Raw genomic sequence first — 19,729 nt, 5'->3', positions numbered from 1 at the left:
GGCGGCCGCGCGCGGCTTGGACAGGCGGCCAGCCTGCCGCGGCGCCACGCACGACCACCTGACGGCCGGACACGGTAACGTGGGCTATCCCGCCGGCGTTGGCGGGCCCTGGCAATGAGCACCCACGCCGAAAGCAAACCCTGGACTGTTCCCGCGCTGGCCGACGCCAAGCGCGAGGGCCGCAGGCTGGTCATGCTGACCGCCTACGACAACAGCTTCGCCCGCGTGGCCGATGCCAACGGCATCGACCTGATCCTGATCGGCGATTCGCTGGGCATGGTGGTGCAGGGTCATGATTCGACCTTGCCAGTCACCGTCGACGACATCGCCTACCACACCCGTGCCGTCGCCCGCGGTTTGAACCGCGCATTGCTGATCGCCGACCTGCCGTTCCAGTCGGACGCCACGCCCGAGCGCGCGCTCGACGCTTCGATCCAGCTGCTGCAGGCCGGCGCCGAAATGGTCAAGCTGGAAGGCGCGGGCCACAAGCTCGAAGTGATCCGCTTCCTGGTGGAACGCGACATCCCGGTCTGCGCGCACCTCGGCCTGACTCCGCAGTCGGTGCTGAAATTCGGCGGCTACAAGGTGCAGGGCCGCGACGAAGCCGCTGCCGCGCGCCTGCGCGCCGACGCGAAGGCGGTGGCCGAAGCCGGCGCGCAATTGCTGGTGCTGGAATGCGTGCCGACCTCGCTGGCCACGGCGATCACCGCCGACCTGTCGATCCCGACTATCGGCATCGGCGCCGGCCCCGGCTGCGATGGACAGGTGCTGGTGTTGCACGATTTCCTCGGCATCGACACCGGCCACCGCAAGCCGAAGTTCGTCAAGGACTTCCTCGCCGAAGGCGGCTCCATCGCTGGCGCCGTGCGCGCCTATGCGCAGGCGGTGCGCGACGGCTCGTTCCCCGACGCCGAACATTCCTATGCGTAAGGTCGAAGAAAAACTCTTTGACACGGATTGACGCGGATGACCGCGGATAAAGCAGAAGCAAGGCGTCAATAATGAAGAAGCAGGCCACAGGAAAATCGGCTTCCATCCGTGTAAATCCGTGTCAAAAAAGGGCTTTCAACGGCAAATGATCGAAACCATCACCGAACTGGACGCCCTGCGCGCCCGCGTGCGCGGCTGGAAGCGCGAAGGTTTGCGCGTCGGCTTCGTGCCGACCATGGGCAACCTGCATGCCGGCCATTATTCGCTGGTGATGCTGGCGCGGCAGTACGCCGATCGCGTGGTGTCCAGCGTGTTCGTCAATCCGACCCAGTTCGGCCCGAACGAGGATTACACCCGCTATCCGCGCACCGTCGACGCCGACGTGAGCGGCCTGGATGGCGCCGGTTGCGACGTGCTGTGGCTGCCGACGGTCGAATCGATGTATCCGTTCGGGGTGGAGCTGGCGGCGAAGGTGCACGTGCCCGGCGTCAGCTCGGTGCTGGAGGGCGCGCACCGTCCCGGCCACTTCGACGGCGTGTGCACCGTGGTCAGCCGCCTGTTCAACCAGGTGCTGCCCGACGTGGCCGCGTTCGGCAAGAAGGATTACCAGCAGCTCGCGGTGATCCGGCAGATGGTCGCCGACCTGGCGTTCCCAGTGGAAATCCTCGCCGGCAGCATCGTGCGCGAGACCGACGGGTTGGCGATGAGTTCGCGCAACCAGTACCTCAGTGCCGAGGAGCGCCCGGTCGCCGCCGAGATCCGCCGCACCCTGCTGGCGATGCGCGACGGCATCGCCGCCGGCCGGCCGCGCGCCGAGGTCGAAGCCGCCGCGTCCCGGCAACTGGATGCGGCCGGTTACGCGGTCGATTACACCGTGGTCCGCCGCCCGGACCTGTCCGAGCCGGCCGATGGCGAGCCGGGCGCCCGGGTCGCCCTGATCGCGGCCCGGCTGGGACGGACGCGGCTGATCGACAACTTGGAGTTTTAACCCTTCTCCCGCTGGGAGAAGGTGGCGCGTAGCGCCGGAAATCGAAGCCGCCCCAAGCGGCTGAGGTTCGGCGGCGGGAAAGAAGATGAACTGCAGGGACGTCGCAGCGTTCATTGACGTCCGCATTCTGCCGCTTCGCCGTACCCTCACCCCAACCCCTCTCCCGGCGGGAGAGGGGCTAAAATGCCCGCAACCGCCCCCAAGCCGCTTTTCCCATGCAACTGAACCTGCTCAAAGCCAAGATCCATCGCGCCACCGTCACCCATTCGGAGCTCAACTACGAAGGCTCGATCGCCATCGACGAGCTGCTGCTCCAGGCGACCGGCATCCGCGAGTTCGAACAGGTGCACATCTGGGACGTCACCAACGGCGCCCGTTTCACCACCTATGCGCTGCGCGCCGATGCCGGCAGCGGCATCATTTCGCTCAATGGCGGCGCCGCGCGCCATGTGCAGGTCGGCGACCTGGTCATCATCGCCGCCTTCGCCGGCATGAGCGAGGCCGAAGCCAGCGTGTTCAAGCCGAAGCTGGTCTACGTCGACGCCGAAAACCGCATCAGCCACACCAACGACAGCATCCCGAAGCAGGCCGCATGACCGCGTTCGAGAAGCTGGCGGCGCACGCCGCGCGCCTGCGGAGCGCGAAGGCCGCCGACCTGCTGGCCGCCGACCCGGCACGACCCACCGACCTCGCCCTGCGCGTCGGTCCGGTGTACGCCAACTTCGCCCGCCAGGGCTACGATCGCGCCGCGCTTGCGGAACTGCTTGCGCTGGGCGAAGGCAAGCAACTCGCCAGCGCGTTCCGCCGCCTGTTCGACGGCGACAAGGTCAACGTGACCGAAGGCCGCGCCGCGCTGCACACCGCGCTGCGCAGCAACCTGTCGCAGGCCGCCGTCGCCCGCGAGGCCTTCGCCACCGCCAGCGAAGTGCGCCAGCGCATGGGTCGCATGGTCGCTGCGCTGGAAACCAGCGGCATCACCGACATCGTCAGCGTCGGCATCGGCGGTTCCGACCTCGGCCCGCGCCTGGTCGCCGACGCGTTGCGGCCGGTGTCCGGCGCGCGTCTGCGCGTGCATTTCATTTCCAACGTCGATGGCGCGGCGATGCAGCGGACCCTGGCCGGGCTCGATTCCGCGACCACGGCCGGCATCCTGATTTCCAAGACCTTCGGCACCCAGGAAACCCTGCTCAATGGCGCGATCCTGCGCGACTGGCTCGGCGGCAGCGAACGCCTGTATGCGGTCAGCGCCAATCCCGAGCGTGCCGCGGCGGCATTCGACATCGCAGCCGAGCGCGTGCTGCCAATGTGGGATTGGGTCGGCGGACGCTATTCGCTTTGGTCGGCGGTCGGTTTCCCGATCGCGCTGGCGATCGGCTTCGACAAGTTCGAAGCGTTGCTGGCTGGCGCCGCAGAGATGGACGCGCATGCGCTGGATACTCCGCTGGCGCGGAACCTGCCCGTGCTGCATGCGCTGACCGCGGTGTGGAACCGCAACCTGCTCGGCCATGCCGCGCACGGGGTGATGACCTACGACCAGCGCCTCGCCCTGTTGCCGGCCTACCTGCAGCAGCTGGTGATGGAAAGCCTGGGCAAGTCGATCAAGCTCGACGGCACGCCGGTCGATGGCGAAACCGTGCCGGTATGGTGGGGCGGCGCAGGCACCGACGTGCAACACAGCTTCTTCCAGGCGCTGCACCAGGGCACGCAGATCGTGCCGCTGGATTTCGTCGGCACCGTGCGCAACGACGACCCGTACGCCGAGAACCACCTCGCGCTGCAGTCCAACCTGCTGGCGCAGAGCGAGGCGCTGGCGAACGGACAGGCCAACGCCGATCCGCACCGCAGCTACGCCGGCGGACGCCCTGGCACGATGTTCCTGCTGGATGCGCTGACCCCGCAGTCGCTGGGTGCGTTGATCGCGATGTACGAGCACAGCGTGTACGTGCAATCGGTGGTCTGGGGCATCAATGCGTTCGACCAGTTCGGCGTCGAACTGGGCAAGCAGTTGGCGAACGGCTTGTTGCCGGCGTTGAAAGGCGAAGCGCAGGCTTCCGATCCGGTGACCCAGGCGCTGCTGGCGGAACTGAAGTCGCGCGGCTGATTCCCGTCTTCGCGGGAATCTCCCTTGTGGGAGCGACGTCAGTCGCGAATGTCGGAGCGATTCACGGCCAGATGGCGGAATGGATCATGAAACGACCGTTCCGCTGTTCCAAACTGCGGGATTGGTGCTTCTGCGGCAGTAATGGAAACGGTAAGTCTTGTGACTTCGGCATTCGCGACTGACGTCGCTCCAACGCCAAGTATCGAAGGGATTGCGATGGGGTTCGCTGGTCGTGGCTGAAAGCCGCCGCTTCTAGGACGCGTGCTGTTTCATGGCCCATGCCACGTGTTCGCGCACCAGCGGCGATGGATCGTCGCGTCGCGATTCGAGCGCGGCGAGGACTTCCGGCGTGGTCGGCGCATTGCCCAGCGCCACCGCGATATTCCGCGACCACCGCTCATGTCCGCTGCGCCGGATCGCCGAACCTTCGGTGCGGCTGAGGAACTCGTCCTCGCTCCAAGCGAACAGTTGCGGCAACGTCGCCGTATCGAGATCGTTGCGCGCACGGAAATCCGGTTCGTCGGTCTTCTTCGCGAACTTGTTCCAGGGACACACCAGCTGGCAATCGTCGCAGCCGAAGATGCGGTTGCCGATGGCCGGGCGCAGGTCCTCGGGGATCGCGCCCTCGTGTTCGATGGTCAGGTAGGAAATGCAGCGGCGTGCGTCGAGGCGATAAGGCGCGACGATGGCCTGGGTGGGACAGATGTCGATGCAGCGCGTGCAGGTGCCGCAATGCGCGGTCGCGGGCTGGTCCACCGGCAGCGGCAGATCGACGTAGATCTCGCCGAGGAAGAACCACGAGCCGCCGTCCCGGTCGATCAGGCAGGTGTGCTTGCCGATCCAGCCGAGGCCCGCGTTGCGCGCCAGCGCACGCTCCAGCACCGGCGCGGAGTCGACGAATACGCGATGGCCGAACGGACCGATCTCTTCTGCGATGCGCTCGGCCAGTTTCTGCAGACGGTTGCGCATCAGCTTGTGGTAGTCGCGGCCCAGCGCGTAACGGGCCACGTAGGCGCGCCCGCCGTCGGCGAGCGTGGCCCAGGCTTCTTCGTCGTCGCGACGGCCATAATCGAGGCCGACCGAAATCACCCTCACGGTGCCGGGAATCAGCTCGGCCGGGCGCGAGCGCTTGTCGCCATGCGCCGCCATCCAGCCCATCGAGCCCTGCAGGCCCTGCGCCAGCCAGTCGCGCAGGAACGCCTCGTCTTCGCCCAGCTCGACATCGCTGATGCCGCAACGCTGGAAGCCGAATTCGCGCGCAAGCTCGCGCACGCGGGCGGCGAGGGCGGCGGCATCCAGGCGGGGAGCGGGTGAAGGCATGCGGCAAGTATAGAATCCACGCCATGCACGGCATCACGGCCCTGTTCGACACCCGCGCGGCGCGCGAGCTGGATGCGCGCGCCACCGTATTGCTCGGCGGCGACGGCTACGTGCTGATGCAGCGCGCCGGGCAGGCCGCATGGCGGGCGCTGCTGCAGCGCTGGCCGCAGGCGCTGCGCATCTGCGTGGTGTGCGGGCCCGGCAACAATGGCGGCGACGGCTACGTGCTGGCGCGGCTGGCCCAGCAATCGCGGCGCGAAGTGCGCGTGCTGCACCTCGCGGGGCACGGGCCGCGTACGCCATTGGCCCAGCGTGCCTGTACCGAATACGTTGCCGCCGGCGGGCGCATCGAACTGTTTCCCGAAGCGCAGCCGCAGGGCGACGTGATCGTCGATGCCCTGTTCGGCATCGGCCTGGTCCGGGCGCCGGATGCCGAGGTCTCGGCGCTGATCGAAGCGATCAACCACCAGGCGTCGCCGGTCTTCGCGCTCGACGTGCCCAGCGGGCTGGATGCCGACCTCGGCACCGCGCCGGGCGCCTGCGTGGATGCGGATGCGACCCTGCAGTTCATCGCGCCGCACGTCGGCCTGCATACCGGCGATGCGCTGGAGCTCGTTGGCGAACGCGGCATCGACGAACTCGACGTTCCACCGGATGCGTTCGTCTCCTTGGCGCCGGCTGCGCAGCTGTTGCGCGAAGACGTGCTGGCCCAGTGGCTGCTGCCGCGTCGCCTCAATACCCACAAGGGCGAATCCGGCCGTGTGCTGTGCATCGGTGGCGACCACGGGCACGGCGGCGCCATCTTGTTGTGCGCGGAAGCGGCGCTGCGTTGCGGTGCGGGCCTGCTGACGGCGGCCACGCGGGCGGCGCACGTGCCCGTGCTACTGTCGCGGCGGCCGGAAGCGATGGCCAGTGCGGTCGAATCCGGCGAAGACCTCGTCCCATTGCTTGCGAATGCCGACGCCATCGCGCTGGGCCCGGGACTGGGGCAGGGCGACTGGGGTCGCGCCGTGTTCCATCTCGCGCTGGATGCCGGCAAGCCACTGGTGCTGGATGCCGACGCGCTGAATCTGTTGGCGCAATCCCCACGCGAGCTTCCCGGCGCCATCCTCACGCCGCATCCGGGCGAAGCCGCGCGCTTGCTCGGCATCGCCACCGGCGAGGTGCAGCGCGACCGCTTTTCCGCCGCGCGCGCCATCGCGGATCGTTACAACGCCATCGTCGTACTGAAGGGCGCAGGCAGCATCGTCGCCGCGCGGGGCGAACCTCTGCGCGTGATCGGTGCGGGCAATCCGGGCATGGCCGTCGGCGGCATGGGCGATGTGTTGACCGGCGTCATCGCAGCGTTGCGCGGACAGGGATTGGCTGCGTTCGATGCTGCAAGTGCGGGCGCGTTGCTGCATTCGCTCGCGGGCGATATCGCCGCGGAAGACGGCGAACGTGGCTTGTTGCCTTCCGACCTGATGCCGCATTTGCGTAAATTGTCGAATCCTGCCTAGATATCCGATGTGGGAGCGACGTAAGTCGCGAATGCTTTATCCGTTCCACGTCCTCTGCGAAAAGCATCGCGACTTACGTCGCTCCCACTTCGAATACCTTGAATCGCCACATGCACCTGAACCTGCCCGACCCCGAATCCACCGAAGCCCTCGGCCGTGCGCTGGCGCAGACGCGTCCGCCGTCGGCGATGGTGTTCCTGCACGGCGACCTCGGCGCCGGCAAGTCGACGCTGGCACGCGCGCTGTTGCGCGCGCTGGGCGTGCAGGGCGCGATCCGCAGCCCGACCTACACGCTGGTCGAGCGTTATCCCATCGAAGGCGGTGAGGCCTGGCATCTCGACCTGTATCGCATCGGCGATGCAGGCGAACTGGATTTCCTCGGTCTGGACGAAGCCACGGCGACACTATGGTTGGTGGAATGGCCGGAGCGCGGTGCCGCAGCGTTGCCGAAACCCGATCTGCGCATCGCGCTGGCAGTGGAAGGAGCGGGGCGCAGCGCCGAGCTGGAAGGCGTTTCGCCCGTGGGTCGCGATTGGTTGGCGCAACTGGAGCCGTTGCACCCCGCGATGACGCAGAGCCTGTACGACGCCGCCGGCGGTTGGGAAGGCATGTTGCGCCTCGCCGAAGCCTGGCATGCGCGGGTAATGGGCGATGAAATCGTCAGCCACGCCTTCAGCCACGGCTTCCACCCGCAACACACCGAGCGGCTGGCCGCGTACTGGGCCGAGGCGCTGGGCGGACCGGCGTTGTATTCGCGTCGATACGGCGACGAAACCGCCGTCGTGCGCATGCACAGCGGCAACGGCATGCACGAGGAAATGGATCGCCGCGCGATCGCCTGTTTCGACCAGGCGATGGACGACGTGGGGCTGACCGCCGGACCGCTGCGGCAGGCGCTGCACGACTACTTCGCCTGGGCGACCACGACGGCCATGGCCCGCTACCCGGAGTCCGCTGCCGGGGTTCCCGAGGGCTTGACCATCCCACGCTGGTCCTGGGGTGGGTTGCTGGACTGACCTGTCTGGAAACGGACGCTTGCGGGCCGTCCCTGTAGGTCAGGAATAGGAAGTAGCGGCAGGTTACGGATTATTAAGGGAAAAGTGCTTGCGTTCCCGACGGGTTGGTGCTTGAATCCGCGGCATGCGCGACGCTGGGGCCGGGTTTGGACGGACGATGGGGGGCATTCTGCTCGCCGCGGGCGTGTTTTCTCCGCTGTTTTCCGCCGTCGCCGGTGAGGTGCGCGGGGTCGGCCTGAGCCAGGGCGCCACCGGCACCCGCGCCGAAATCGAATTGCAGGGCACCGGCGAATTCCAGACCCTGTCGCTCAGCGGTCCCGACCGACTGGTCGTCGACCTGCCGGCTTCCAGCGCCAAGCCCGGCCTCAAGCTGCCGGCGGGTGCGGGCATCGTCAAATCCGTTCGTACCGGCCAGCCTGCGCCGGGCACGCTGCGCATCGTGTTCGATCTTTCTTCGTCGGTCGCTGCACTGAAACCGCACATGGAGCCGTCCGCGAACGGCGCCAAGCTGGTGATCGAGTGGCCGGGCGACGGGCCGGCTCCCGCTTCCGCGGCGGTCGCTTCGAATGCCCCCACCAGCTCCGTGCCGAGCCCTCCGCAGGCCACACCCTCGGCCGCCCAGGCGACCGCCGCGCTGGCCACGGCGGTGAAACAGCAGGCGAGCGCGCCGGCACCGCAAACGACGCCGTCGCAATCGCAGCCAACCTCGCCGCAGGACATCCTCAACGGTCGCGATGCCAGTGCCGCGACCACGACGGCGGCCGCTCCGCCGAAGCCGGCTTCGGTTCCGCTGGGCGATTACCTCGCTTCGAAGAATGCGCCGGCAGCCCCGGCCACCGATGTGCCGGCCGCGCCGCAGGTGACCGAATCCGTGCCGGCGCCGATGCGCAGCGGCATGCGTCCGTTGGTGGTCGCCATCGATGCCGGCCATGGCGGCCAGGATTCCGGCGCGATCGGTCCGACGGGCAAGTACGAGAAGAACGTCACCCTGGCCATCGCCCGCGAACTGGCCCGCCAGGTCGATGCCACGCAGGGGCTGAAGGCCTATCTGGTGCGCGATGGCGACTACTTCATCCCGTTGAACCAGCGCGCCCAGAAGGCGCGGGCGCACAAGGCCGACATTTTCGTGTCGATCCACGCCGACGCGGCGGAAAACCGCAGCGCCAGCGGTTCCTCGGTGTATGTACTCGCCTTGCGTGGGGCGTCGTCGCAGCGTGCGCGCTGGCTGGCCGACAAGGAAAACGCCTCCGACCTGGTCGGCGGAGTCAACCTGCAGAAGGCCGACAACACGCTGACCTCGGTACTGATCGACCTGGCCCAGAGCGGGCACATGAAGGCATCCGAAGACGCGGCCAGCCACGTGCTGGACGGCCTCAAGCGCATCGGCAACAACCACAAGCCGCAGATCGAACGCGCCAACTTCGCCGTGCTGCGCACGTCCGACATGCCGGCGATGCTGGTCGAGACTGCGTTCATCTCGAACTACGACGAAGAGCGTCGCCTGACCGACCCGTCGTACCAGCGCAAGCTGGCCGGCGCGGTGCTGGACGGCGTGCAGACCTATTTCACCCGTTCGCCGCCGCCGGGCACGCTGTTCGCGGCGCGCGCGCAGGCTGGACAGGGCAGCGGCGCGGTCGGCGGCGGCTCGCCCTGATCGGCGCTTCCGGGCCTAGGGCTTCGTGAAAGAGGGCTCGGCCGGTTCCGGCACCGAGGCATCGCGTTCCCATCCCTCGTTTTCCAGGGTGATCGATTCGATCGCCACGCTGGCGGTCTTCGCGTCCAGTTCCGGCAAGGCGCGGAATTCGGAAACCCAGCAGCGATACACCTTGTAGGCGATGACGAGCTGCCCGGCTTCGTTGTACAGCTCGATGACGATGTCCTTGCGGTAATCGCGCAGCGAGAGCTCCGCGCCTGCCCCCGCCTGGACGTTCCAAACCTTATTGGCCCACTGTTCGAACTCGGTGTCGTGGGTGATGCCGCGCTCCAGCACGACCGGTTCGCAACTCGTACGCCCGGGCGACTTGCGCAGGATGTTCGGTTCGCCGCCGGCCCGATGCTCCACCGATTCGGTCCGCCGCGCCAATCCGCTGATCCGGCTGATCCCGGCGATATGGCGGTTGTCCCATTTCACCCGGAACTTGAAGTTCTTGTAGGGGTCGTGGCGGTGCGTGTTCACCGGGAACTGGGCCATGGCGGATCTCCTTTTCGATGGCGTGCATCTCGTGACTACGCGGAACGCATCGTGCCGGGGACAGGTCCCGGGCGGCCCGGTATCATTCCACCGTGCCCATCCGTCCCCTTCCTGAAATCCTGATCAACCAGATCGCCGCCGGCGAAGTGGTCGAACGACCCGCTTCGGTGGTCAAGGAACTGGTCGAAAACGCGCTGGACGCCGGCGCACGACGCATCGACATCGACCTGGAGGAAGGCGGCATCCGCCTGATCCGCATCCGCGATGACGGTGGCGGCATCGCGCCGGAAGAATTGCCGCTTGCGGTGGCGCGGCATGCGACCAGCAAGATCGCTTCGCTCGACGACCTGGAAGCGGTGGCCACGCTCGGTTTCCGCGGCGAAGCGCTGCCTTCCATCGCTTCGGTCAGCCGTTTCTCGCTGGCTTCCCGTCGTGCGGGCGATGCGCACGGCTCGGCACTGCAGGTCGAGGGCGGCAGGCTCGGCGAAGTGACCCCGAAACAGCAGGCTCCCGGCACCACGGTGGAAGTACGCGAGCTGTTCTACAACGTACCGGCGCGGCGCAAGTTCCTGCGGGCCGAACGCACCGAGCTGGGCCACATCGAGGAATGGCTGCGTTCGTTGGCGTTGGCACGCCCCGACGTGGAGCTGCGCGTTTCCCACAACGGCAAGCCGACGCGCCGCTACAAAGGCGACGAAACCGAACACGCCGCGCGGCTGGGCGAAACCCTCGGCGATGAGTTCGCGCGCAATTCCCTGCGCGTCGACCACGCTGCCGCCGGCCTGCGCCTGCAGGGCTGGATCGCCCAGCCCAGCTATTCGCGCGCCAGCGCCGACCAGCAGTACCTGTACGTCAATGGCCGCAGCGTGCGCGACCGCAACATCGCCCATGCGGTGAAGCTGGCTTACCAGGACGTCCTGTTCCATGGCCGCCAACCGGCCTACGTGCTGTTCCTCGAGATCGATCCGACCCGCGTCGACGTCAACGTGCACCCGGCCAAGCACGAGGTGCGCTTCCGCGACAGCCGGCTGGTGCACGATTTCGTCTATCGCGCGCTGCACGAAGCGCTGGCGGAGACGCGGGCGGGTGCGACGCCGGCGCAACCGGGTTCGTACGCCCCGCCAACCGCCGCGCCGTTCGCGAACGGACAGGCCGCACCTGCCTGGATGCCGACGCGGCAGGCGCCGCTGGGCCTGGGCGTGGCCGAAGCGCCGGCGGCCTACGCCGCGTTGTATGCGCCGTCCGCCGGGTCGCCGTCGATCGAAGCGCCCGCATGGTCGCCGGCACCCTTGCCCGAAACCGGCGAAGCTGGGGTGCCGCCGTTGGGTTACGCCATTGCCCAGTTGCACGGCATCTACATCCTGGCCGAGAACGCCGAGGGCCTGATCGTCGTCGACATGCATGCCGCGCACGAACGCATCGGCTACGAAAAACTGAAGGCCGCGCACGACGGCATCGGCGTGCGTTCGCAGCCGCTGCTGGTGCCGATCAACCTCGCCGTGGCCGAACGCGAGGCCGACGTGGCCGAGCGCGAAGGCGAAACGCTGGCCGCGCTCGGTTTCGAAGTGGTTCGCAGCGGCCCGCAATCGCTCAGTGTGCGTAGCGTGCCGGCATTGCTGGCCCATGCCGAGCCGGAAGCCCTGCTGCGCGACGTGTTGACCGACCTGCGCGAACACGGCGAGAGCCGTCGCGTCGCCGCGGCGCGCGACGAATTGCTGTCGACCATGGCCTGCCACGGCGCGGTGCGCGCCAATCGCAAGCTGACCGTCGCCGAGATGAATGCGTTGCTGCGCGAGATGGAAGTCACCGAGCGTTCCGGCCAGTGCAACCACGGCCGGCCGACCTGGGCGCACTTCTCGCTGCCCGAAATCGATCGCTGGTTCCTGCGAGGACGATGAGATGACGAAGCGTGCATGGTCGCTGGCGGCGATGTTCGTGGCCCTGTGCGCCTGCCAGCGTGGCGCGCCAGGGCCCGATGCGGCCGAGCTCGCGGCGAAGAAGGCGAAGGCGGAGCAGGTCTTCCTCGCGGAGAACGCCGCGTGGCGCGAGCAACGCCGGCAGGAATTGCTGCAACCCGACGGCTGGACCAGCCTGGTCGGCCTGCACTGGCTGGATCCGGGTGCGCATTACATCGGCAGTGGCGGCAGCAGCGGCATTCGCCTGGCGGTCGGACCGGCGAAAATGGGCATGCTCGTCCTGAAGCAGGATCGCATCGAATTCACTCCCGAATCCGGCGCGGCGTTGACCCTCGATGGCGAGCCGCTGAAGGGTAGGGTCGAGTTGCACAGCGACCGCGAGCAAACACCCAGCGTCATCGGCTTCGACGAAGGCAAGGGCAAACTGACGGTGATCAGGCGCGGCGACCGCTATGCGTTGCGGGTCAAGCATGCCGACGCACCGAGCCGGGTGAACTTCGCCGGCGTGCAGTACTGGAATGCGGATCCGTCGTGGCGCCTCGTCGGCAAATTCGTCGCCAACCCGCCGGGCAAGACCATTCCGATCGTCGACATCGTCGGCATGACCACCGATTCGCCGAACCCGGGCGCGGTGGAATTCGTCCGCGACGGCAAGACCTATCGCATCGAGGCGCTGGCCGAGGACGATAGCGGCGCCCTGTTCCTGGTCTTCGCCGATCGCACCAGCGGCCACGGCAGTTATCCGGCCGGGCGTTTCCTCGACGCCGCCAAGCCCGACGCGCAGGGCAGGGTGGTGCTGGATTTCAATCGCGCCTACGACCCGCCGTGCGCGTTCACCCCGTTCGCCACCTGCCCGTTGCCGCCGCCCGAAAACCGCCTGGACCTGGCGATCACCGCCGGCGAGAAGGCTTACGCCCATCCCGAATCCGCGCCCGACAAGGAAGTCCGATGAAGCCGCTTCGTTCCGCAAGACGCATTTCCGCCGCATTGCTGGCGGCATTCCTGTGCGTCGCCCACGCGATGGCTGCAGACGCGCCCGCCACGCCCGCGGCGCCCAAGCCGCCGGTCCCCTTGCTGTGGAAAGTGTCCGACGCCGACAACAGCGTCTACCTGCTGGGTTCGTTCCACCTGCTCAAGACCGACGACTACCCGTTGCCGAAGGAGACGCAGGCCGCATTCGCGGATTCCGAATCGCTGTTGTTCGAATTGTCGCCCGACGCCTTGACCGCGCCCGACGTGGCGGGCAAGTTCGCCACCGCCGCAGGCTATGCCGACGGCAGGAACCTGCAGCAGGTATTGCCCGCCGCGACCTACGCCGCACTGGACAAGCTGGCCGCTTCGTCGGGCGGCGTGGCGGGGGCGATGCAGGCGCAGGAGCCATGGTTCATCACCCTCGCCATCAGCATCGGCATCGCCCAGCGGCTCGGTTTCCGCCCGGAGCTGGGGCTCGACCAGCACCTGATGCAACGCGCGGCCGAAGCGAACAAGCCCACGGCCGGGCTGGAGACCATCGATGCGCAACTGGCGGCGCTGGATTCGACGCCGATGCAGGAGCAGGTCGCCGGCCTCAAGGAATTCGTCGACGATCCGAAGAAGAGCGTCGCGGACATGATGGAATTGCACCGGCAATGGCGCGCCGGCGACGTCGCGGGGCTCAACCGCACGATGCGCGAGGAGATGATCGCCAAGACCCCGCAGACCTACCGCCTGATCGACGTCGCCCGCAACGAAGCCTGGCTGCCGAAGATCGAAGCGCGCCTGAGCGGATCGAAGTCTGGCGACACCCTCGTCGTGGTCGGTGCCCTGCACCTGCTGGGGCCCGACGGCCTGGTAGAAAAGCTGCGGGCCAAGGGTTACAAGGTCGAGCGGATCTGCTCGACCTGCAAATAATCGTGGCGTGGGAGCGACGTAAGTCGCGATTGCCTTTCGCGAAAAAAAGCATCGCGACTTACGTCGCTCCCACGGCAATCAGCTCGATGCAATCCACCGGGCACGCGGGTACGCACAGTTCGCAGCCGGTGCACAGCGGTTCGATCACCACGTGCATCAGCTTGGCCCCACCGATGATCGCGTCGACCGGGCAGGCCTGGATGCACTTGGTGCAGCCGATGCAGTCAGCTTCGACGATGCGTGCGACTGGAGCCGTCGCATGGTGGGTGCCGCGGCTGCGGTCGTAGGGCAGGGCGGGAACCTGCAGCACGCGGGCCAGCGCACGCGCGCCGGCATCGCCGCCGGGTGGGCAACGGTCCACCCCGGCCTCGCCATGCGCCATCGCTTCGGCGTAGGGCCGGCATCCATCGAAACCGCATTGTCCGCACTGGGTCTGCGGCAGGATCCGGTCCAGGCGTTCGACCAGGTCCGCCGAACCGAGGGAAGCTGACCCGCTCACTTCACCGGCATGCCCGGCAGCGCGCCGGCATCGGCGTCGAGCAGGGCAAGCGCGCCGCCGTCGAAGCCCGCCGAGAGGATCATGCCTTCGCTGGTGCCGAAGCGCATCTTGCGCGGCGCCAGGTTAGCGATGAACACGACGTTGCGGCCGACCAGTTTGTCCGGTTCGCCGTAGCTGGCGCGGATGCCGCTGAAGATCTGCCGCTTGCCCAGCTCGCCGGCGTCCAGTTCGAAGCGCAACAGCTTGTCGCTGCCTTCGACGAATTCGCATGCCAGTACCTTGCCGATGCGCAGGTCGAGTTTCCCGAAATCATCGATCCCGATGTATTCCGTCGTGGGAGCGGCTACAGCCGCGTTCGCCTTCGCCTCGGCCTTGTTGCCTGTCGCGGCTGTGGCCGCTCCCACGGGGAGGGCTGCGGCGAGGGTGTCCTTCGAAGCTTCGGTCATGGCGTCGATCAGTTTCGGGTCGATGCGGGTGAACAGCGGCGCATACGGCTTGATCCGGTGCGCGCGCAGCGGCGCGTCAAGGTCGCCCCAGGCGTACACCGGCGAGGCGAGGAATTCCTCGGCCTGCGTCGCGGTGCGCGGGAGGATCGGCTTCAGTGCCGCGGTCAGCACGCGGAACAGGTTCAGGCCCTGCGTGCACACCGCCTGCAGTTCGGCATCGGCGCCTTCCTGCTTCGCGAGCACCCACGGTTTCTTTTCGTCGATGTACTTGTTGGCCTCGTCGGCCAGCGCCATCGTCTGGCGGATTGCCGCGGCAGGATCGTTGCGCTCGTAGGCCTCGCGTACGCTCGCGAGTGCCGCGACGAAGCGCGTGTAGGTTTCGGGTGCCGGCAGGGCGGCGGCGAGCTGGCCGTCGAAGCGCTTCTCGATGAAGCCCGCGCAACGGCTGGCCAGGTTGACGAACTTGCCGACCAGGTCGGCGTTCACGCGCGCGGTGAAGTCGGCGAGGTTCAGGTCGAGGTCGTCGACGCCGCCGGAGGACTTGGCCGCGAAGTAGTAGCGCAGCGCTTCCGGCTCCAGGCCCACGTCGAGGTAGGTGCGGGCCATGACGAAGGTGCCACGCGACTTCGACATCTTCGCGCCGTCGACGGTCAGGTAGCCGTTGACGTGCAGCCGCGTCGGCGCGCGATGGCCGCTGCCGTGCAGGACGGCAGGCCAGAACAAGCCATGGAAGTTGACGATGTCCTTGCCGATGAAGTGGTGCAGTTCGGCTTGCGAATCGGGTTTCAGGTAAGCGTCGAAATCGGCACCGGTGCTCGCGCACAGGTTGCGGAAGCTGCTCAGGTAACCGATCGGCGCATCCAGCCAGACGTAGAAATACTTGCCCGGCGCACCGGGGATCTCGAAACCGAAGTACGGTGCGTCGCGCGAGATGTCCCACGCGCGCAGGCCGCCTTCGCTGTCCAGCCATTCCATCAGCTTGGCCTTGACCCCCGGCACCGCGACGTCGCCGGCCAGCCATTCGCGCAGGAATGTCTCGAAGCGGCCGACTTCGAAGAAGTAGTGTTCCGAATCGCGCAACTCGGGCGTGGCGCCGGACAGCACCGACTTCGGTTCCTTCAGTTCGGTCGGCGCGTAGGTCGCACCGCAGTTCTCGCAGTTGTCGCCATACTGGTCGGGCGTGCCGCAATTCGGGCAAATGCCCTTGATGTAGCGATCGGGCAGGAACATGCCCTTGGCCGGATCGTAGAACTGGGCGACGCTGCGCCGGGCGATGTGGCCGCCCGCGTCCAGGCGCGCGTAGAACAGTTCGGTCAGCTCGCGATTGGTCGCGGAGTTGGTCGAGTCGTAATGGTCGAAAGCCACGCCGAACGCGGCGAAATCGCGCTCGTGGCTGGCCTGGACGCCGGCGATGAAGGCTTCGGGCGTGACCCCGGCCTTTTCCGCGGCCAGCATGATCGGCGTGCCATGGGTATCGTCGGCGCAGACGTAGTGCACCGTGTCGCCGCGCAGGCGCCGCGCCCGTACCCAGATGTCGGCCTGGATGTAACCGACCATGTGGCCCAGGTGCAGCGGGCCGTTGGCATAGGGCAGGGCGTTGGTGACGAGGGCGGTGCGGGTCATGGCGATGGTGGGGCGGGGGAGAAGCGATTATCGCACGCCGGAAAAAGACGACCCGGCGCAAGGCCGGGTCGCGAGGCGCGTTGGTGAGGCAGCGACGACTCAGTCGGCGCGAACCCAGGTGGCGGTGCGACAGAGGAAGGCAGCGATGCAGCCGGTGACCTCCATCTTCTTGCCGCCGTCGACCACCTTGACGCTCTTGGCCTTGAAGTGCCGGTCTTCGGACGGCTTGTAGCCATTGCCGCCGCCCCAGCTGCCGTCCTTCTGCTGTTTCAGGTTCCACAGGGTGACGATGCCGACATAGGGCTTGTCCTTGTACTCGCCGCTGCATTCGGTGCAGTTCGGCGGCAGGCCCAGGTTCTCGACGATCCGTGCCGAGAGCATGCCGTTCTTGGCCATGTAGACCTCGGAGACGGTCATCGCCTTGCCGGTCTTGTCGTCGAGCGTCTTCCAGCGACCGAGCGCCGGGTCGGCGGCCAAAGCCGACAGGGACAGACCCAGCAGGGGCAGGGCCAGCAGGCCGGCGATCAGTGTCTTGCGCATGTTCCCCTCCCAGGGACGTTGGTTGGGCTCTGTTATACCGCATCCGGATGCGTATGGAAGACGCCATCCGGGACCTGTTAAGCGGTCGGCCGGCGGATGCTCGGCTTAAAATTGCCGGCCTGATCCTAGAAATTGCCGGTGCCGAAGTGCCATTACCCGCTCATGCCGTCCAACCGAACCTCTCTCCGCACCCCCGCGTCCGCAATGTCATTGCCGTGGGATCCGGCAAAGGCGGGGTGGGCAAGTCGACCACGGCGGTGAACTTGGCGCTGGCACTGGTGGCCGAGGGGGCGAAGGTCGGCGTGCTGGATGCCGACATCTACGGCCCCAGCGTCCCGGCGATGCTGGGCATCGGCGGGCGGCCGGAGAGTCCCGACAACAAGTCGATCGAGCCGTTGCGGGCGTTCGGCGTGGAAGCCATGTCGATCGGCCTGCTGGTCGACCCCGACACGCCGATGATCTGGCGCGGGCCGATGGCGACCTCGGCGCTGACCCAGTTGTTCAACGACACCCTGTGGGGCGACCTGGATTACCTGCTGGTCGACCTGCCGCCGGGTACCGGCGACATCCAGCTGACCCTGTCGCAGAAGATCCCGGTGGCCGGCGCGGTGATCGTGACCACGCCACAGGACATCGCCACGCTGGACGCGCGCAAGGCGCTGAAGATGTTCGAGAAGGTCGATATCGCCGTGTTGGGCATCGTCGAGAACATGGCCGTGCACGTGTGTTCGAACTGTGGCCACGCCGAGCACCTGTTCGGCGAAGGGGGCGGCCAGCGGATGGCGCAGCAATACGGTGTGCCGCTGCTGGGTTCGCTGCCCCTGGACGTGTCGATCCGCGAGCAGGGTGATGCCGGCCAGCCGGTGGTCGTGGCCGCGCCGGACTCGGCGGCCGCGCAGGCCTACCGGGCGACGGCGCGGGCGCTGGCGGACGCGCTGGCGAAGCGGCCGCGCGCGCCGATGCCGATCGCCTCGTCGCTGGTCTGAGCGACTCGGTTAGAATTCACGCGACGGCCGCTTCGGCCACAGGAACCCCTGCATGAGCATCAAGAGCGACCGCTGGATCAAGCGGATGGCGGAACAGCACGGCATGATCGAGCCGTTCGAGCCGGGCCAGGTCAAGACCGCCGCCGACGGCCATCGCATCGTCAGCTACGGCACCTCCAGTTATGGCTACGACGTACGCTGCTCGCGCGAGTTCAAGGTGTTCACCAACATCAACTCGACCATCGTCGATCCGAAGCATTTCGACAGCGGCAGCTTCGTCGACATCGAGAGCGACGTCTGCATCATCCCGCCGAACAGTTTCGCCCTGGCGCGCACGGTCGAATATTTCCGCATCCCGCGCAGCACCCTGGTGGTGTGCCTGGGCAAGAGCACTTATGCGCGCTGCGGCATCATCGTCAACGTGACCCCGCTGGAACCCGAATGGGAAGGCCACGTGACGCTCGAGTTCAGCAACACCACGCCGCTGCCGGCGCGCATCTACGCCAACGAGGGCGTGGCGCAGATGCTGTTCTTCGAGTCGGACGAAGTCTGCGAAACCAGCTACAAGGATCGCGGCGGCAAGTACCAGGGCCAGACCGGCGTCACCTTGCCGCGTACCTGATGCTCTTGTAGGAGCGTCCTTCAGGGCGCGACCTGCACCTCGCAATCGCTCGTCGCGCCCTGAAGGGCACTCCTACAGGCGTAGTCGCCAGCTTTCGACGCTGGCCGCCAGCGCATCCGCATCGAACCTGCGCATCGCGCCGCTACCCCATACCGGCCCCGGCCACGCGGCGTCGCCTTCGTGGCGGCCGACCAGGTGCACGTGCAACTGGCGCACGATGTTGCCGAGCGCGCCGATGTTGAGTTTCTGTACGCCGGCCTCGCCACGCAGCAATTTCGACACCTGGTTGATTTCCGCCAGCAACAGGCGCTGCTGGTTGCCGTCCAGGTCGATCCATTCCGTCGCGCCGGCCACGCGCGGCACCAGCAGCAGCCACGGGAAGCGCGCGTCGTCCATCAGCCGCACCTGCGACAGCGGGCCATCGGCGATGAAGGCACTGTCGGCCTGCAGCCGGGGGTCGAGGACGAATTCCGTCATCCGACGTGCTCGTGCAGGAAATCGAGCGAGCGCGACAAGGCCAGCTTCGCGCTGGGCGCGTCGTAGTGGTCGGGGCTGGCGTCGCGATTGAAGGCGTGTTTCGCCGGATAGGTGAAGACGGGCATGTTCGGCAGCTTTTCGCGGTGCGCCTGCACGGCTTCCGGCGGGATCGACGGGTCCTGTTCGCCGAAATGGAACATCGCCGGTGCGCGCAGCGACTGGTCGAGGAAGGGCAGGTTGCGCGCGCCGTAATAGCTGACGCTGGGCAGGGCCAGCACCTGCGCGGCGCGCAGCGCGACGGTACCGCCCCAGCAGTAGCCGATGCATCCGATGCGCTTCGCTTCGCCCAGTTCGCGGCGCAGCCACTCGGCGGCGCCGGCGACGACTTCGACGGCGGCGTCCATGCCCACTTCGGTGGCCAGTTCGCGGCCGCGCAACGACTCGTCGGGACCGTAGTCCAGCTGGACATCGGCTTCGACCAGATCGAAGAAGGCCGGTGCCAGCACCAGGTAGCCTTCGCCGGCGAAGCGTTCGGCAACGCTGCGGATGTGTGCGTTGACCCCGAAGATCTCCTGCACCACGACCAGTCCGCCGCGTGGCTCGCCGGCTGGCTCCGCGCGCCAGGCCTGGACCGGTCCACGGGCGGTTTTCAGGTTGATCCAGTCGTTCATCGGCGGCTCCGGGG

19 protein-coding genes are annotated in these 19,729 nt (G+C 67.4%); 12 read left to right on the top strand and 7 right to left on the bottom strand.

Annotation, left to right across the window (positions count from 1 at the left end; all coding sequences use genetic code 11):
- Positions 1 to 114 precede the first annotated feature (114 nt).
- From panB to pgi, 4 genes are all read left to right on the top strand, one after another.
- On the top strand, positions 115 to 930 hold the full coding sequence (gene panB, locus J5837_RS15575; RefSeq protein WP_210537704.1) for a 3-methyl-2-oxobutanoate hydroxymethyltransferase: 816 nt from the start codon (positions 115 to 117) through the stop codon (positions 928 to 930).
- A 145-nt stretch (positions 931 to 1,075) separates the two neighbouring features.
- Entirely contained in the window at positions 1,076 to 1,918 is an 843-nt protein-coding gene (gene panC / locus J5837_RS15570) for a pantoate--beta-alanine ligase (RefSeq protein WP_210537703.1), read from the top strand.
- A 215-nt stretch (positions 1,919 to 2,133) separates the two neighbouring features.
- Positions 2,134 to 2,514, top strand: coding sequence for an aspartate 1-decarboxylase (gene panD, locus J5837_RS15565; protein ID WP_210537702.1), 381 nt, complete (start codon positions 2,134 to 2,136; stop codon positions 2,512 to 2,514).
- Positions 2,511 to 4,019 carry a glucose-6-phosphate isomerase gene (pgi, locus tag J5837_RS15560; RefSeq protein ID WP_210537701.1) on the top strand — a complete coding sequence of 503 codons (1,509 nt, stop codon included), beginning with the start codon at positions 2,511 to 2,513 and terminating at the stop codon, positions 4,017 to 4,019. Before panD ends, pgi begins: the two co-directional genes overlap by 4 nt.
- Positions 4,020 to 4,271: 252 nt before the next feature.
- Here the strand turns inward: pgi and queG are convergent, their stop codons facing one another.
- Positions 4,272 to 5,339: a tRNA epoxyqueuosine(34) reductase QueG gene (gene queG / locus J5837_RS15555; RefSeq protein WP_210537700.1), complete on the bottom strand. Its 1,068-nt coding sequence runs from the start codon at positions 5,337 to 5,339 to the stop codon at positions 4,272 to 4,274.
- Between the two features lie 23 nt (positions 5,340 to 5,362).
- Here queG and J5837_RS15550 point away from each other — a divergent pair, with 23 nt between their 5' ends.
- The 3 genes from J5837_RS15550 (at position 5,363) to J5837_RS15540 (ending at position 9,508) form a co-directional block, all read left to right on the top strand.
- Positions 5,363 to 6,838, top strand: a complete 1,476-nt coding sequence (locus tag J5837_RS15550; protein ID WP_210537699.1) for an NAD(P)H-hydrate dehydratase — start codon at positions 5,363 to 5,365, stop codon at positions 6,836 to 6,838.
- 110 nt (positions 6,839 to 6,948) lie between these two features.
- The gene (tsaE, locus tag J5837_RS16660) at positions 6,949 to 7,854 is read left to right on the top strand and encodes a tRNA (adenosine(37)-N6)-threonylcarbamoyltransferase complex ATPase subunit type 1 TsaE (protein ID WP_210537698.1); all 906 of its coding nucleotides are present in this window, start codon (positions 6,949 to 6,951) and stop codon (positions 7,852 to 7,854) included.
- Positions 7,855 to 8,011: 157 nt separating this feature from the next.
- A complete protein-coding gene (locus J5837_RS15540; protein WP_210537697.1) occupies positions 8,012 to 9,508 on the top strand; it encodes an N-acetylmuramoyl-L-alanine amidase in 1,497 nt (498 codons plus the stop codon).
- A gap of 15 nt (positions 9,509 to 9,523) precedes the next feature.
- On the opposite strand, the gene J5837_RS15535 is transcribed toward J5837_RS15540, so the two are convergent.
- On the bottom strand, positions 9,524 to 10,045 hold the full coding sequence (locus J5837_RS15535) for a phage tail protein (RefSeq protein ID WP_210537696.1): 522 nt from the start codon (positions 10,043 to 10,045) through the stop codon (positions 9,524 to 9,526).
- Positions 10,046 to 10,137: 92 nt separating this feature from the next.
- Between J5837_RS15535 and mutL the strand changes: the two genes are divergently transcribed.
- Genes mutL through J5837_RS15520 form a run of 3 tightly spaced genes read left to right on the top strand, consistent with a single transcriptional unit; the run spans position 10,138 to position 13,851 of the window.
- Positions 10,138 to 11,943 carry a DNA mismatch repair endonuclease MutL gene (gene mutL / locus J5837_RS15530; protein ID WP_210537695.1) on the top strand — a complete coding sequence of 602 codons (1,806 nt, stop codon included), beginning with the start codon at positions 10,138 to 10,140 and terminating at the stop codon, positions 11,941 to 11,943.
- Between the two features lies 1 nt (position 11,944).
- A complete protein-coding gene (locus J5837_RS15525) occupies positions 11,945 to 12,913 on the top strand; it encodes a DUF1684 domain-containing protein (RefSeq protein ID WP_210537694.1) in 969 nt (322 codons plus the stop codon).
- Positions 12,910 to 13,851, top strand: a complete 942-nt coding sequence (locus J5837_RS15520) for a TraB/GumN family protein (protein WP_210537693.1) — start codon at positions 12,910 to 12,912, stop codon at positions 13,849 to 13,851. The genes J5837_RS15525 and J5837_RS15520 overlap by 4 nt, the downstream gene beginning before the upstream one ends.
- Before the next feature lie 58 nt (positions 13,852 to 13,909).
- Here the strand turns inward: J5837_RS15520 and rnfB are convergent, their stop codons facing one another.
- From rnfB to J5837_RS15505, 3 genes are all read right to left on the bottom strand, one after another.
- On the bottom strand, positions 13,910 to 14,350 hold the full coding sequence (rnfB, locus tag J5837_RS15515; protein WP_210537692.1) for an Rnf electron transport complex subunit RnfB: 441 nt from the start codon (positions 14,348 to 14,350) through the stop codon (positions 13,910 to 13,912).
- Positions 14,347 to 16,419: a methionine--tRNA ligase gene (gene metG / locus J5837_RS15510; RefSeq protein ID WP_210537691.1), complete on the bottom strand. Its 2,073-nt coding sequence runs from the start codon at positions 16,417 to 16,419 to the stop codon at positions 14,347 to 14,349. Before metG ends, rnfB begins: the two co-directional genes overlap by 4 nt.
- A gap of 99 nt (positions 16,420 to 16,518) precedes the next feature.
- On the bottom strand, positions 16,519 to 16,959 hold the full coding sequence (locus tag J5837_RS15505) for a DUF2147 domain-containing protein (protein WP_210537690.1): 441 nt from the start codon (positions 16,957 to 16,959) through the stop codon (positions 16,519 to 16,521).
- Positions 16,960 to 17,105: 146 nt separating this feature from the next.
- Here J5837_RS15505 and apbC point away from each other — a divergent pair, with 146 nt between their 5' ends.
- Positions 17,106 to 17,945 carry an iron-sulfur cluster carrier protein ApbC gene (gene apbC, locus J5837_RS15500; protein ID WP_425504853.1) on the top strand — a complete coding sequence of 280 codons (840 nt, stop codon included), beginning with the start codon at positions 17,106 to 17,108 and terminating at the stop codon, positions 17,943 to 17,945.
- 52 nt (positions 17,946 to 17,997) lie between these two features.
- Positions 17,998 to 18,567 (top strand): dCTP deaminase, encoded by a 570-nt coding sequence (gene dcd / locus J5837_RS15495; RefSeq protein WP_210537688.1) that lies wholly within the window; start codon positions 17,998 to 18,000, stop codon positions 18,565 to 18,567.
- Positions 18,568 to 18,639: 72 nt separating this feature from the next.
- Here dcd and J5837_RS15490 read toward each other — a convergent pair whose 3' ends face one another.
- Both J5837_RS15490 and J5837_RS15485 read right to left on the bottom strand, forming a co-directional pair.
- Positions 18,640 to 19,044: an HIT domain-containing protein gene (locus tag J5837_RS15490; RefSeq protein ID WP_210537687.1), complete on the bottom strand. Its 405-nt coding sequence runs from the start codon at positions 19,042 to 19,044 to the stop codon at positions 18,640 to 18,642.
- The gene (locus tag J5837_RS15485; RefSeq protein WP_210537686.1) at positions 19,041 to 19,715 is read right to left on the bottom strand and encodes a dienelactone hydrolase family protein; all 675 of its coding nucleotides are present in this window, start codon (positions 19,713 to 19,715) and stop codon (positions 19,041 to 19,043) included. Before J5837_RS15485 ends, J5837_RS15490 begins: the two co-directional genes overlap by 4 nt.
- Positions 19,716 to 19,729 lie beyond the last annotated feature (14 nt).

This window comes from Pseudoxanthomonas helianthi, from assembly GCF_017939625.1.
Lineage (GTDB): Bacteria > Pseudomonadota > Gammaproteobacteria > Xanthomonadales > Xanthomonadaceae > Pseudoxanthomonas_A > Pseudoxanthomonas_A helianthi.
Note: the sequence above shows the minus strand (reverse complement) of the source record. Positions and strands in the feature narration are given on the sequence as shown.